This is a genomic window from Porphyromonas sp. C0041D3, assembly GCF_056590575.1.
This window is the reverse complement of record NZ_JBWPWJ010000005.1, coordinates 94543-110809: the sequence shown is the minus strand read 5'-3', so window position 1 is coordinate 110809 and position 16267 is coordinate 94543. Positions and strand designations below refer to the sequence as shown.

Annotated in this window: 7 protein-coding genes; all 7 read left to right on the top strand. The window is 52.1% G+C overall.

From position 1 onward, the window contains the following. The 7 genes from AC1EKE_RS05005 to AC1EKE_RS04975 all read left to right on the top strand — a co-directional run bounded on the left by AC1EKE_RS05005 (position 1) and on the right by AC1EKE_RS04975 (position 16262). A complete protein-coding gene (locus AC1EKE_RS05005) occupies positions 1–1707 on the top strand; it encodes a BACON domain-containing protein (protein WP_480308517.1) in 1707 nt (568 codons plus the stop codon). A 4-nt stretch (positions 1708–1711) separates the two neighbouring features. Further along, positions 1712–4192: a S8 family serine peptidase gene (locus tag AC1EKE_RS05000; RefSeq protein ID WP_480308516.1), complete on the top strand. Its 2481-nt coding sequence runs from the start codon at positions 1712–1714 to the stop codon at positions 4190–4192. Positions 4193–4974: 782 nt separating this feature from the next. After that, a complete protein-coding gene (locus AC1EKE_RS04995) occupies positions 4975–8316 on the top strand; it encodes a SusC/RagA family TonB-linked outer membrane protein (protein WP_480308515.1) in 3342 nt (1113 codons plus the stop codon). A 25-nt stretch (positions 8317–8341) separates the two neighbouring features. Then, positions 8342–9937: a RagB/SusD family nutrient uptake outer membrane protein gene (locus AC1EKE_RS04990; RefSeq protein WP_480308514.1), complete on the top strand. Its 1596-nt coding sequence runs from the start codon at positions 8342–8344 to the stop codon at positions 9935–9937. A gap of 23 nt (positions 9938–9960) precedes the next feature. Beyond that, a complete protein-coding gene (locus tag AC1EKE_RS04985) occupies positions 9961–11136 on the top strand; it encodes a substrate import-associated zinc metallohydrolase lipoprotein (RefSeq protein ID WP_480308513.1) in 1176 nt (391 codons plus the stop codon). Positions 11137–11164: 28 nt separating this feature from the next. Continuing rightward, complete coding sequence (locus tag AC1EKE_RS04980) at positions 11165–12508, top strand: DUF4302 domain-containing protein (protein ID WP_480308512.1); 1344 nt, start codon at positions 11165–11167, stop codon at positions 12506–12508. 502 nt (positions 12509–13010) lie between these two features. Next, positions 13011–16262, top strand: a complete 3252-nt coding sequence (locus AC1EKE_RS04975; protein ID WP_480308511.1) for a SusC/RagA family TonB-linked outer membrane protein — start codon at positions 13011–13013, stop codon at positions 16260–16262. Positions 16263–16267: the final 5 nt, after the last annotated feature.

The window sequence follows — 16267 nt, the reverse complement described above, 5'->3', positions numbered from 1 at the left end:
ATGAGACTATATAGAGACACGATCCTCCCCCTCCTTGCACTCTGTGTCCTGCTGGTCACGGCCTGCAGCAAGGATGCTCCGGATGAGACTCCCGTCACCATACCGCTCTCAGCCTCACAGATCACGCTCCCCAAGAGCGCCTCTGTAGAGACGGTCACCATGAAGATGGATGAGAGTGAGATGGAGGACTGGGACTATATGCTTACGCCTGATGTCGACTGGCTCCAAGTGACCCGAAAGGGCTCTGACGTCGTCCTAACCGCACAAGAGAATAACGACTCGCAAGATCGCCATACGACGGTGCAATTGCTTCTCGGTCATCGGGCAGGCAGGATCCAGGTGACCCAGTCCGCAGCTGATATGACCTTATCCACTGATCTTAAGGAGATCAGTCTCACCGCAATGGGTGGAGAGAGCGTAGTCCGCGTGGAGAGCAATAGCTCCGCATGGGCAGTCCGCACAGAGGAGGGAGCCGACTGGCTCTCAGTAAGCTCTGTGCCTGAGAAGGGACTGCTCCTGATCCGCGCCACCCGTAATACCACACAGGAGGAGCGGAGCGCTAAGGTTATCCTTGGCTACGAGGGTAAGGAGGCGCAAGAGGTGACGGTCACCCAGGCTGCTCCACTACTCTTCTTTGAGCCCTTCAAGGATGATACCAAGGAGCTCGTCTACAGGGATCTAATCGACTTTGAGGAGGGCAGAGGCTTCGTTTTCACCTTTATGCAAATCGGATCCAAGGACGGGTTTATGGGCTCACCGGATGTGCTCTCCTTCAAGACCACCAGCGACCTCCTCCCCCAGATTAGCTACTTCCGTGCTGTTGACTACGACAACATCTATGAGTCAGCCAGAGTGACTGTAGAGACCGATGAGATGCCAAGGGAGGACCACCCCTTTGTGCAGTATCTCCTCGCTCAGGGGTATACCAAGAGGTATGACCACCATGAGGATGATGTCCACTTGGTCAGCCCCGATGGTTACTTCTCTGTCCGCACAGCCTACAGCAGGCAGGATGACAACTTCTACTTCGAGTTTACTCCCGAGTACCGTCAGGATGGTCCTCTCTCCACCTTTGAGACCCTACCCCTGGGACCGGAGGGGATGCTCGATCGAGTGGATAAGAAGGATGTCAAGTTCCCCGACATAGATAAGTGGGAGACGGAGACGCTCAAGAGTAAGCAGCTCTTCGTGCAGAAGGCAAATACCGATCCGAGTCGTCCGGATGATGTCTATATGGCGCTCTATCAGGCTGCCGAGGGCACTCCCGAGGATATGCGGTGGTACACCTTCTACTTCTCCTATCCCCCACGCAATATCAACCCAGGGGATAAGATCCAGAGTGTCACCGACTGCAAGCTCGTCTTCCGTGACAAGTCCAAGATCCTATTCATCATCGACAAGAGGACGCTGAAGTTCAAGACCACCAAGGAATTCTCTGACCTCCTCAAGGCCAATGGCTACGAGTACCATGGTGTCGCCCCCAGCCTCGGCATGAGGTACCAAAATGCTCAGAAGGGCATGGAGGTCTACGTGATGTTGGCGGACTTCAAGGGCGTCGTCGAGGGAGATGATACCGTGATGGCAGTCCTTTACTACAAGAAGATGACTCCCGCCACTCGATCTCTCACGTCTGCCGCAGTGCCTGAGGAGGCTGCTGTTGCTACCGGTGTGAGAGCGTCCGACACTTTCCTATCTAACCGACACTAATGAGATGAAACATATACATTACTTATCAGCCTCCCTGCTCATTCCTGCCCTCATGGGGCTCTCCTCTTGTGTCTCGACGGATCAGCCTGACCAGGAGAGCGCACCCATCGTGGAGCAGCAGAGCAACCATGGGGAGAACTACACCAATGTCATCCCGGGGACACTGGTCGTTAAGCTCACTCCTGAGCAGCTGACTACCTACCGCCAAGGCGGATCTGCCTCTGTCACGAGAGCACTCTCCTCAGACGCCGCGTACTGGCCGGAGACCTTAGGCGAGATCACTATGACCCCTCTCTTCCTCGACGAGGACGCCTTCAGGGCGCGTCGTCACGAGGCAGGGCTGGATCGCTGGATGATCGTTACCTATGCGGGTCAGGTCCCGCCGCATAAGGCTAAGGCTCTGGTAGAGGCCTCTGAGAGCTTTGAGGCGGTAGAGCTCCAGTGGGCAATGGCCACACCGGAGTCTAAGATCACACCGGTCCCGGCTGAGCAGCTCAGAGAGCTTAGTGAGCGAAATGCCACTAGAGCGATGGACCGCTTTGATGACCCCTTGCTTCCCGCTCAGTGGCACTACTACAACGATGGTCATCACTACCCCAATTGCATCGCTGGTGCTGATATTAACCTCCTTCCGGCTTGGCAGATGGAGACCGGAAAGCCCAATGTCATCGTCTGTGTCGTCGATGGCGGTATTGATTACAAGCATCCCGACCTTGCAGGTCATGTCGATGTAGAGCGAAGCTTCAACTTCGTGCTTGATAAGAACAATCACCCCAAGGGTAAGGGAAATATCTACGATGCATCCGGTCACGGAACTCACGTCGCCGGCACCATCGCTGCCGTTAATAACAATGGCATCGGTGTCTGCGGTATTGCCGGAGGTGATGGTACTCCCGGTACCGGTGTTACCCTGATCAATGCTCAGGTGTTCGGCTACGACACGGAGCGCTCCCTCGGTGGTGCCGCAGGCATTGTTTACGGTGCAGACCATGGGGCTGTCATCAGTCAGAATTCCTGGGGCTACAGAGCCCCGGGACCCAGGACCCTCCCGCAGCAGGACCGTGAGGCGATCGATTACTTTGTCCGCAATGCCGGCAAGCTGGAGGATGGCACTCAGGATCCCAAGAGCCCAATGGCAGGAGGTGTGGTCATCTTCGCTGCAGGCAATGACGGACTTACTTTCCACAGCCTCCCCGGCTCGTATGAGGGTTGCATCAGCGTCGCCTCCTTCGGCTGGGACTTCCAGCGTGCCTCGTACTCCAATAGTGGTGACTGGGTGTCCATCTCGGCTCCGGGTGGAGACCAAAACCGCCACTTTGATCGGGGTGGGGTGCTCAGCACGGTCCCCACTGCGTACGACAAGAGTGGGTACGGCTATATGCAGGGGACCTCTATGGCCTGCCCTCACGTATCCGGTGTCGCTGCACTGATCGTATCTAAGTATGGTCGTATGGGCTACACCTCCGAGATGCTCAAGCAACGGCTCATCTCTGCCGTCAAGCCCTATAGCATCGGGGATCTCAATCGTCAATTCCGTGGACTACTCGGCTCCGGTTACCTTGATGCTGCGGCCGCACTGCTTGACGATGGTAAGATTGCGCCTGAGACTCCCGGTAAGATCACCGCTGAGGTCGGCTATACTACTGCCTCTCTCACTTGGCCCGTCGCCAAGGATGAGGATGGGCTGGATGAGACGGCAACTCTCTACCGACTCTACTACAGCCAGAGCCCCATCACTGCATCCGACCTTGAGAAGACTCCTTTCGTAGAGGTCTATGGCAGCGGCTTACCTCTCGGGAAGAGTATCACCGGGCGGATTGCAGGGCTCCAGGATGGAACCATCTACTACGTGGGTGTGGTGGCAGTAGACCGCTTCGGCAACACCTCCGGACTGGCTACTTCTGAGATTAAGACGAGTGTCAATAACGCCCCGGTCATTACGGAGGGGATGCCTGAGAGCCCTCTTACACTTGACAGGACGGCGAGCTATACGCTTCGCCTCAAGGTCACTGATGCGGATAGCCACAAGTGGACCTATCGTCTCGAGGGTGACCTCTCCGGCGTGACTGCCGTCCGCGAGGATGATACCATTGTGATCACTATCAGTGGAGCTCAGCACCTCGGGAGTTATGCCCTCACACTGATCCTTACGGATGAGTATGGCAAGTCGACCAGCATGGAGATCCCCTTCAAGAGCATCTCCTATACGCCCATTGAGCTCGCTGCTAACCTCACTGAGCTGGTGGTCAAGCAGGGTGAGACCGGTCGTACAGTGGACCTCAACAAGATCTTCCGTGGCACCCCTGGCGCCACTCTCACCTACGAGGCTACGTCTGAGAGAGAGAGCGTCGCTGGCGTGACGCTAAAGGATGCGATCCTCTCCCTCAGCCCGAAGTCTGTCGGCACAGCACCTATACGGATCACGGCTACCGATGGAAGGTCTCACCTCACTATCCGTCTCTATGTCCGAGTAGTCCGGAAGTAGAGTAGGCTATCCACATATTCTACTGAGGACTACCAAGAGTAGCTCACAGCATCACAAGCGTCAGGAGGACCTTGAGGAGATAGCTCCTTAAGGTCCTCCTGACTACTCGTCTCTATAGGTACCCGGTCTCCGGGATGTCGTGGAAGGGGATATCTGCTCGGCGACACCCTACCGGGGTCCTCTGCTGGATCGCCTCTCGTGAAATAGGGCGGGGGTGTGACACCCCTTGCGGATGCTGGTATGTTGGTGGTCTGGGCTCTGTGCAGGTCGTCTGCCCCGTCCGACTCGTCCGACTCGTCCGACAAGACAGCCCCCTCACCACCCCCTCGTCAACCGGCAAATTCTAATATCGGTATTAGAGAAAACTAATACCGATATTAGTCTTCTCTAATATCGGTAAAAGAAAAATCCACCAGAAACATACAAAATTGTAAAATAGATCTCCTTTGTAAAAAAACCTCAGATTGCTATCTGCGGGTGACAATTCTGTCCATTTTGTCCTCCGGAAATGTTAAAATGGACCGATTGGTTAAGGTTAACCTCCAAATACTTGGACTTACCTCTAAAAAGGGTTAACATTGAAGTACATAGATACAGGCGAGAAATTAGAGGTTAATTACTTTGCGAAGTAACCGTCGGAGTCTCGAAATTTTGCACCAAGTCGACGGCCGATAGTCATTATTTTGCGAATGTCGGCCTCTTATCTCCCTGTACGTGTAGTGGAACTTAGACTGTGGGTTGTATCATCCGACAGCTAACTTACTTAATCATCAATAGCAAGTATGAAAAGGAAAATTGAACTGCTACTGGCCTTCCTTCTGCTATCGATCAGTTGCGCTTTTGCTCAGAAGTTGACCGTAAAGGGTACGGTCTTCGATGAGACAGGCGAATCGATCATAGGAGCAACGGTCCGTGAGAAGGGTGTGCCATCCAATGGTGCGCAGACCGACATCGACGGCCACTTCACCTTGACAGTTAACCAAGGAGCAACGCTGATCTTCTCCTATGTGGGGTACAAGACCAAGGAGGTCAAGGCAAAAGCCGAGCTGACCATCAAGCTGGAGCCCGATGCACAGCTCCTCGAGGGCGTCACCGTAGAGACCGGGTACAGCAAGATCGACCGCCGTCTCTTCACCGGCTCTGCTGCCAAGGTGGATGCTAAAGACGCTCTGGTCGATGGTAATACGGACGTCTCTAAAATGCTTCAAGGTAAGGTCGCCGGTGTACAGGTGCAGAACGTCTCAGGTACCTTTGGTGCGGCACCTAAGATCCGTGTCCGCGGTGCCTCCTCCATCTATGGTAACTCCAAGCCGCTCTGGGTGGTTGATGGTGTTGTCCTTGAGGATGTGGTCAATGTCTCCGCAGATGACTTGGCAACCGGTAATGCCAATACCCTGCTTGCCAGTGCTGTCGCCGGTCTCAATGCTAACGATATTGAGTCCTTCCAGATCTTGAAGGACGCGTCTGCCACCGCACTCTATGGTGCACGTGCGATGAATGGCGTCATCGTAATTACGACAAAGAGTGGTGGCTCCGGTCGCACGAACGTTGCATACTCGGGAGAGTTTACCCTTCGTCAGCGTCCTCGCTACTCTGACTATAACGTGATCAACTCTGCCGACCAGATGGACATCTTCCTTGAGATGTACGACAAGGGGTGGCTCAATGATTCATGGACGGGACGCGCCAGCAATGCGGGCGAGTTCTTCGTTATGAGTAACCTTATCAATACTTGGGATCCCGAGAAGCAGGCTTTTGGTCTTCCTAATACCATGGATGCCAAGCTGGCTTTCCTTGAGAAAGCCGCTGAGCGCAATACCGACTGGTTTAAGCTCCTCTTCAGACCATCCGTTCAGCAAAATCACTCCGTAAGCATCTCGGGTGGAAACAAGCAGACCAATTTCTACGGCTCACTCTCCTTCCTCTACGATCCCGGATGGACGATTGCTGACCGGGTGAATCGGTATACCGGTAACTTCAACGTCAGCCACAAGTTTAGCGACAAGCTGACGGCCAAGATCTCCACCAATGCCAGCTATCGTGATCAGAAAGCACCCGGATCTCAAAACCAGGGAGTCAATCCACTTACCGGTGCCTTCACTCGTGACTTTGACATTAACCCCTTCAGCTATGCACTCAATACGACCCGTACCATGCGTGCCTATGAGGATGATGGGGTAACGCCTTTCTACTATCAGCGTAACTACGCCCCCTTCTCCATCCTCAACGAGCTGAAAGAGAACAACCTTTTCATCAATCAGATTGATGGAAAGTTCCAGGTTGATCTCGGCTACAAGCCGATCAAGGAGCTTGAGATTAATGTGCTGGGTAGCGCCCGCTTCGTGAAGACCACCTCAGAGAGCCGTGTGACTGAGCGGTCCAATATGACCATGGCCTATCGAGCCACTCAGAATGCCACCGTCATCCAGAGCAATTCCTACCTCTACTCTGATCCGGACAAGGTTAATTCGTATCCTGAGGTTGTCCTTCCTCTCGGTGGCTTCCTCTATGATACGGATGACCTGATGAAGAGTTATTATTTCCGTACCACTGCCAATTACAATAACACCTTCAACGATGAGCACATCTTCAATGCTCTCGTCGGTTCCGAGGTAAAGAGTGCTGATCGCGTCAATCGCTGGAGCGATGGCTACGGCATTCAGTACTATAAGGGGTCTGCCGTCTTTACCAACTACAAGCTCATGAAGCAGATCCTTGAGCGCGGTGGTAACTACTTCGGTCTCTACAATAGCTACGACCGATTTGTCGCTTTCTTCACCGCACTTTCGTACTCGTACAAGGGACTCGCAACGGTGAATCTCACCGGTCGCTATGATGGATCCAATATGCTTGGACGCTCCATGAGTGCCCGCTGGCTGCCCACATGGAATGCGTCAGGATCATGGAATGTCCGGGAGACGCTCTTCCCGACTGACCAGACGATCTCTCACCTCTTGCTGCGTGCCACCTATGGTCTGACCGCCTCTATGGGACCGGCTCGAAACTCTCTCCCGATCTTCTATAACGGACGGACCTACCGAGGCATTGCTCAGAATGATGAGACCTATGCCTATATTGATGAACTGGAGAATAAGGAGCTGACCTGGGAGAAGCAGTATGAGCTCAATACAGGATTTGACCTCGGACTTTTCAGTAATAGGATCAGCTTTAGCGGTGACTTCTACTGGCGTAAGGGCTTTGACCTGATCGGCAGTATCCTGACCAGTGGTGTTGGTGGACAGATGTACAAGCTGGCCAATTACGCCAATATGGACAGCCACGGATTTGAGTTCTCTCTCAATACCAAGAACGTCACCGCAGGCAAGTTCGCTTGGACGACTAATCTGACCTTCTCGTACAATAAGAATGAGATCACCAACCTTCAGACCCGTCCTCGTGTCAGTGACTTGGTGAACCCCTATGGCTCCCCTCGTGAGGGCTATCCGGTTCGGTCGATCTTCTCCATCCCCTTTGCCAAGCTGAATAGTCATGGTGCGCCTCTCTTCTATCTCGACCCCGAGCATAAGAAGGCTACGATGGAGGGTATCGACTTCCAGCAGAATACGGACTTGGACTTCCTGAAGTATGAGGGTCCGGTGGATCCCACCATCACCGGCGGTATGGAGCACTCCTTCACCTATGGCAACGTGGGTCTCTCCCTCTACTTCACCTATCAGGCCGGTAACGTGATCCGTCTGCCGTATGACTTCTACAGCAGCTATAGCGATCAGTATGCCATGCCGCGAGAGATGCTCAATCGCTGGGTAAAAGCCGGAGACGAGGAGAAGACTGTGATCCCGGGTATCCTGGACAGCCGTCTCTCTGCTCAGGCTTCCTCTGATTACGCGAGAGCCTACTCTGCATACAACTATAGCGATGTGCGTCTCGCCAAGGGAGACTTCTTCCGCCTGAAGGATGTGACCCTTACCTACAGTCTAAGTCAGTCTCTCCTTGAGAAAATTGGCTTCCTAAACCAAGCACAGCTTAGGTTCGTTGCCTCCAATGTTTGGCTTATCTATGCTGACAAGAAGCTCAATGGCGTGGATCCGGAATTCTCCGCTGCGGGTGGTGTCGCACTGCCTACTCCTCACCAGTACACGCTGACTCTGAGACTGGGCTTCTAAGGAACTTATAGAGGATCGAATGAATATGAAGAATAAACTAACGAATATACGATTGAAGGGTACGGCTGTTACGCTCTCCGCCCTCTTCGCCATGGGACTTGTAAGTTGCAATAAGTGGCTTGACAAGAATCCTGATGATCGTACCACGCTGGATAACGTCGAGACCATTAATGAGCTGCTTACTTCAGGATATCCGATGAGATCAAATATCCTGATGTACGAGATTCGGTCTGACAATGCCGCAGACAAGGGTATCCGAGCCTGGGCCAATCCTACCACCGATCGCGAGATCTATACCTTCCAGGAGTACATATCCTCTACGTATCAGGACACCCCTACGGGATACTGGAATAATATGTATGAGTGCATATCCGTAGCCAATCAGGCCCTGAAGGGGCTTGAGGAGCTGAAGGGGCTGACTGCCGACCAGGCGAGAAAAGTGGCTGAGAGTAAGGGCGAGGCACTTATGATCCGTGCCTACAGTATCTATATGCTGGCTCAGACCTTCTGTCGCCCGTATGACCCCACTACGGCTGATCAGTATCTGGGTGTCCCCTGTCCCACTGAGCCGGAGGACGTGGTCCTCAAGGACTATAAGCGTGGGACGCTTAAGGAGACCTATGATCGGATACTGAAGGACTTTGAGGAGGGCTATGCTCTCATCGGCAATTCTTATGCTCAGCCTAAGTACCACTGGACTAAAACCTCTGCCGCCGCTCTCGGGACTCGTATCTACCGTACATTGGGGCAGTGGGATAAGGTTGTGGAGCTTGGAAACTTTGTACTTGGCACAGAGCCGGGCATTATGCTCCGTGACATGACTAAGTACCGCAACCTCTCCTACAACGAGCAGAAAAAGCTTTACACCATGCCCACGGAGAATACCAATCTCATCCTCAACGTGGCCATGAGCTGGTGGGTTGGTAGTGTGGCTGACTCTCGCTATGGCCTTACGCCCAGTATCCGCACGCAGGCTGGATTCGGAGATCACTACAATTTCCTCCGCGTCGAGGTCACTCCCAACGGTCCCTATTTCGGTGGGACTCTCTACGCAAACTTCCCCAAGTGGTGGGAGTATTTTAAGGTCGATAACGTCCAGGCCGGTACCGGCAGAGGATACATTGCAGTGCCATTGGTCACAGCTGAGGAGGTGCTCTTCAATATGGGAGAGGCTTATGCAATGACCGGCGAATATCCTAAGGCCGTTGATGCCCTTCAGCTCTTTGTCACCAAGTTCTTCAAGGGCTATTCCGCCGCTGATGATCGCTATACTGTTACTAATGATAAGATTGTCAGCTTCTATCAGACCGACCAGAGGGTATTCAAGCCCTTCTATCCGCTGGATGAGACGCAGACAGCATATGTCAAGGCCTTTACCGATATGCGTCGTGTCGCTTTCTTCCAAGAGGGTCTGCGCTGGCTGGATATTCGCCACTACAACCTTCCCGTGGAGCACAATCTTCTCTCCCACCGCGATGCCAAGAGCAGCTCCGTGAGCCTTGAGGCAGGTGATCCCCGCTACGCTTTCCAGATCCCCTCTTCGACCAAGGGATACAATCTGGAGCCCAACCCCGGCTATGAGAAGTCTGATAAGTCACTGATGTCCTCCGAGAATCAGTAATACTAATTAGTCATACGAACGTTATGAAATATAATATCAATACTACTTGCCGCTCCCTGCTTCTCTCAGCGATGACCATTTCCCTGGCTCTGGGGATGAATTCCTGCAAGAAGGAGGAGCCGTTGGATGTCGACTACAGCGGTCGCAAGGTGCTGACCGGCAACAGGAGCGAGACAGATAAGTGGCTGGACGAGAACATCCTCAAGCCCTACAACGTCTCTGCTATCTGGCGATATACCGACATTGAGACGCACTACGGATACGATATTGTGCCACCTATGGAGGAGAATGTCGTCCCCTTTATGAAGATGCTGGATTACGTCTTCATGCAGTCTTACATAGAGGTCTACGAGGGCTCTAAGGCGTATAAGGATCCAGCAGACTTTATCCGCACGTACATACCTAAGCAGATCCTACTACTCGGAGAGTACGAGTACGAGGGCGAGGGTGTGCGTAAGCTGGGGCAGGCAGAGGGCGGTCGCAAGATCCTTCTCTTCGGTATCAATCACTGGCAGAATAAGGATGACCTCTCCGAGTTCTTCCACACGATGTTCCATGAGTTCTCTCACATCCTTCATCAGAATAAGCTCTATCCGGAGCAGTTCCAGAAGATCACTGACGACAAGTACACCGGACAGTGGTTCAACCCCAAGGATGACTATGCCAAGCGTTTTCGCATATCTCGTGAGGAGGGTTTTGTGAGCGACTATGCCCGTAAGAATAAGGATGAGGACTTCGTCGAGACACTCACCTACTACCTCGTCCTCTCTCCCGACGGCTGGCAGCAGCTACTCGCCGGCATTGACGGAAGAGAGAAGGCCGCTGAGGCTGCCGAGAAGGCCGAGAATGAGCACAAAACCAAGGAGGAAATCGATCAGATCCACAATGCCACCATGGTCTCTGTGACGAATGCCGCTCGTAGTGCCATCATCAGGAAGCAGGCCATTGTTGCTTCCTACCTTGCGGAGAAGTGGAGCATCGACATTGATCAACTCCGAGACATTGTACAGCGACGTTTACAGGTGGCCTATGGGACAATCCATACTCGTGCACTTGTTAATGGTTCGGGCACGCTGCATCCTACTGCTCTTGACCAGCAGATTCTTTCTCAGGGTCTCGCAGCAGCTTTCCCGGCTGACCAATTGAGTACGTTCTCCTGTGACGGCTGTCGTAGAGACCTCAAAGTTAAGGAGAAGTAATTCACCAATTGATGACAACGAAAGCAATATGAAAACATCTATACAAGTATTTGGCGCCATACTCTTGGGCGTATCCTTAGCATTGACCGGATGCTCAAGGACGGAGGCTGATGTCTTCGACAAGCCCGCTTCGCAGCGTGTCCTTGAGGGGGTGAGTCAGGTGGATCAGATCCTTACTTCCGCCACCAATGGCTGGGGTGCCACCTATAAGACAAGCAGAGGATTCAAGACCGACCTGCAATTCAAGTTTCTGCCCGACCATAAGGTAACCATCTGGTCGGACTTTAGCGCCGATCCGATCACCAGTACCTATAAGTATACCGCTTCTCGCGGTGTTGTCCTCAGCTTTGATACCTATGGCATGATGTCTATGCTGTCCGACCCCACCATCCTTTATGATGGTAGAGGGTCTGCGGAGGAGCGACAGAAGAAGATGGGCGAGAGCTTTGGTGGAGACCTTGAGTTTGAGGTGCTCTCCGCTACTGCTGACTCCGTAGTGATGAGGGGGATCAAGCAGATGAATGACTCCGTCATCCTGAAGCCCCTTGCTTCAGCACCCACTTCAGAGGGTGTTGGCGAGGCTCTGAGTACTCTGGTGAATTTCACCAACTATCTCATGGCCGGTAACGGGTATCGTTATAGGACTGTGGAGGTCGACGGCGAGCGTGTTGGGGAGTTTTACTTCCAGGGCCCCATAGGGGATCTCGTCTCTGCCAATTACGACAAGGCATCCATTGTTATAGTCAGCCCGGATGGAGCGGAGGAGACCTATGCTGTCTCTCCCACAGACAATGGGTTCAAGACTACAACGCCGATCAAGATCAAGGACAAGGAGTACTCCTCGTTTGAGAGAGATGATGCCAAGAGTCCTTTCCATGCAGTAGAGGACCACTCCGTTGTCCTCAATATTAATGGGAATTATCCTGCAAAGATTCGCCCATTACCCACCTTGAATAAGTGGTATTGGGGGAAGAATGATTGGACGTGGGGACCCGCAGTTGATGATATTATCGCAGCTGCCGGCACCTTTTTAGGTACTAAGGTTAAGGAGGTAGGGTTAGGGCTCTACAAGAATGGCGTTCGCACCCTATACGTATGGCCCAATGCACAAGGTGAGCGACTGGATATCGAGTGTAAGCTCACTCAGGTGGATGGTAATATCTATCGACTTGATCTCACAGATTGGCAGAGGGAGAATCTTCCTGGTGGTGCGCTTGAGGAGGGTACAGGTATCCACGAGATGATCAAGTACTTCACCACCTACTTCGACGAGACCACCTATGTCTCATTCGTCCCGTGGGGTAATGGTTCCGGCGTCACCATGTACAGCGGACTTGACAGCCACTATCTGCTTGATATGAGCAATAACTAACGACCTTTCAGGTCGTAGACGATACGACCTCTTCTTATTTTAAGGGTCTCCCCTGCCAAGCTTGGCAGAGGAGACCCTTGAGTTTCTGTCTCCATGATCGTCTGTGACTCCTCATCCCCTGATGTCCTCCACGCTTTTTCTGAAAGTATTTTTATTCTTCAGGGTGGCTTTCTTAAGGACTATTCTATTTCAGTGTCACGATATTGTAACCCGAAGATTGCAAAAACAGCCTTAACTCGCTTCGTCAAATGTTAAAATGGCGAATCTGCACGCATTCGCTCCTCATCTGTTGGGAATATTCGTTGGAATACTTTAACATTGTGATACGATGGTGTGGGATAGGTCGTCTAATCAAGCGGGAGAGCGAGTCCTCTTGTTGATCATAACCCCGGCTGTCGTGGGAGAGGACAGTTTGCCTTAAGACACATTTAATAACTTTCAAACCAACCGGCGGATGCGAGGCATCCATGCCGGGCATAAAAACTAATCTTCAATAGCAAGTATGAAAAGGAAAATCGAACTATTGCTAGCATTTCTTCTGCTATCGATCAGTTGCGCCTTTGCTCAGAAGCTGACCGTTAAGGGTACCGTCCTCGACGAGACTGGTCAGTCGATCATTGGTGCCACGGTCCGCGAGAAGGGTGTGGCGACCAATGGTGCGCAGACCGACATTGATGGCCACTTTACGCTGACTGTCAATCAGGGCGCCACCATTATCGTCTCCTACGTCGGCTACAAGACCCAGGAGGTCATGGCAGCTGCACAGCTCACCATCAAGATGGCTCCCGATGCTGAAATGCTTGACGACGTCGTCGTTGTGGCTTATGGTACCGCCAAGAAGCAGTCACTTGTGGGCGCACAGAGTAATATCACCTCCAAGCAACTGGAGACCCGTCCAATTACGAACGTGACGAATGCACTTGCAGGTGCAGCTCCGGGCGTGCAGTCTATCTCTGCTCTTGGACAGCCGGGCTCGTCTGCTGCGATTCGTATTCGCGGTTTTGGCTCTGTGAATGCAGGCTCTGCGCCTCTCTTTATCGTTGATGGTACGGTCTATAATGGATCTCTCGCAGATCTTAACCCTCAGGATATCCAGAGTCTCTCCGTGCTCAAGGATGCGGCCGCAACGGCACTCTATGGCTCAAGCGCAGGTAATGGTGTCATCCTTATCACGACAAAGAGTGGTTCACGAGGTGGCAGTGGCAAGCCGACTTTCACATTCAGCACCAATCAGGGCTTTAGCACACGTGGACAAGAGTACTACGATACTGTAGGCATTGACGACTGGATGAAGCTGAGGTGGAGTCAGTGGCGCAATCAGTACCAGTATCAGTATGGCTTGGACAATGATCAGGCTGCATACTGGGCAAACTATGAGCTGCATAGCAATGAGAATCTTGCGAATTACAATCCTTACTCTGGGATCCAGAGTGGTGTGGCCGTAGTAGGTATGGATGGTGGTAATCCTGTCCTCGGTGCCTCCAAGGATAAGTCTAAGTGGGAGGCTCCCCTCTATGTCCTCCCTGACGGATCGCTCAATCCTGAGATCACCGGTCTAAAGTGGGGCGATGACCTGAACTGGAATGATGCTCTCTTCCGTGTAGGTTACAGGGGTGAGTATAACCTGAGTGGAGCCTATAGCGGGGAAAACGTGCGCAGCTATATGTCTCTGGGGCATATCTCTGAGCAGGGGTATCGTAACTATACCAGCTACCAACGGACCTCCGGACGTGTGAGTGTAGACTACAACGCTACCAAGTGGCTTGACCTGAGCGGAAACGTCTCCTTCGTACAGGCCGTCAATACTGCTCCCAAGAGAAGTGCCGGTAGCTATAGCTCCAATTCATTCTACTTCGCAGCTGGCATTGCACCCCACTATCCCATCCATGCTCATGACTTTGAGACCGGGAAGCTGCTCGTAGGGGAAGACGGGAAGCCTCAATACGACTACTATAGAGGTCGTAAGTATATGGAAAAGTTCAACCCTGTGTATGAGGGCGAGCTGGACTTTGGGATCTACACGAGAGATATGTTGACCTCTCGTGGCAGTGCGATCTTCAAGATCCTGCCGGAGCTTAAGTTTACTACCAATGTGGCTTACGATCTGGTTAACCAGAAGTACAAGCAGCGCTTCAACAATATTATGGGCGATCAGCCTGTAGGTTTGCTGACTATCGAAGATGGTCGCTATACAACGCTGACATTTAATCAGCTGCTTGACTACTCCAAAACCTTTGGCGACCATAGTATTTCTGCCCTTCTCGGTCACGAGAGCTATAAATATCAGTATCAGTCCCTGAATGCTACAAAGAAGGGGATGCTGATCCTTGGGATTGATGAGTTTGGTAACTTCAGTAGTCAGGATGCGCTCTCTTCCTTGACGGATAGCTACAGGAAAGAGGGTTACTTCGGTCGTGTCAACTATGACTACTCCGACCTGTACAATTTCTCAGCCTCCTATCGTAGAGACGGTAGCTCGCGCTTTGCTCGTGACAGCCGATGGGGTAATTTCTGGGCAGTCGGTGCCGGATGGCATATTTCCAATGAGGAGTTTATGAAGAGCACCAGTGATTGGCTGGACAACCTTAGTCTGAGAGCTTCCTATGGTCGCACAGGTAATGACGATCTGCTCACTCACGATCTGAGCAATTACTATGCCTATCAGTCGCTTTACGGATTTGGATTCAACAATGGATCTTCCGTAGGTCTTGCGCTCACTACCATTGCTGATCCTAAGATCAAGTGGGAGACACAGTCCAGCTTTGATGTCGCTTTGGAGTTCTCTCTCTTTAATCGCCTGAGAGGTTCTGTAGAGTTCTTCAATAAGGAGTCTATTGACCTGATCTTCGGTAAGCCTCTGGTCATCTCTACCGGTAAGACTGAGATCAATACCAATCTTGGAAAGGTCCGTAACCGTGGAGTTGAGTTTGACTTAAAGTACGATATTATCCGCAGCAACGATTGGGACTGGAGTATCTTCTTTAATGGTACTAAGGTGAGCAACGTGATTGTTCGTCTCCCCGAGGCCAACCGTGAGGATGGTATTGAGCTGGATTACCACAAGTATGTGGAGGGCGGAAGCATCTACGATTTTTACCTCAACTCTTTTGTAAAGGTAGATCCTAAGGATGGTGTTGCCATCTACGAGATAGATCGTAAGAACTACCCCGATGCAAAGGGTCTCGGGGAGAAGGGTACTGAATCAGAGAATTGGACGAAGAATGGAAAGTTTGCCAAGAAGGACTTCTTCGGCTCCTCTATTCCTGATCTCTATGGTGGATTTGGTACTTCTCTGAGATGGAAGAGCGTTGACTTCAACGTCAACTTCGCTTATCAGCTCGGTGGTAAGACGTTGGACAGCGGATATGCTAGTCTTATGGGTCGTAACATTGGTGGAGGTAAAGCTATGCATAAGGATATGCTGAATGCCTGGACCAAGCCCGGTCAGATCACCAATGTGCCACGTCTTGATGCCGGTCCTGACGGACAGTATGACAACATGATTTCCGAAAGGCACCTTATCTCCTCTACTGCTCTGATGCTGAAGAATATCAGCCTCAGCTACACACTGCCAAATAGCTGGCTCGAGGATTATGGCTTCTCTAATGCCCGTATCTCTCTTTCCGGTGAGAATCTCTTCCTCGCCTCTAAGCGAAAGGGACTTAACCCAATGGGTCAGTTTGACGGTGTTGTAGGTGCAGCCGGGTATGCGTTTGCACGTACCGTAACGGCTGGCTTCTCTTTCAACTTCTAAAGTAG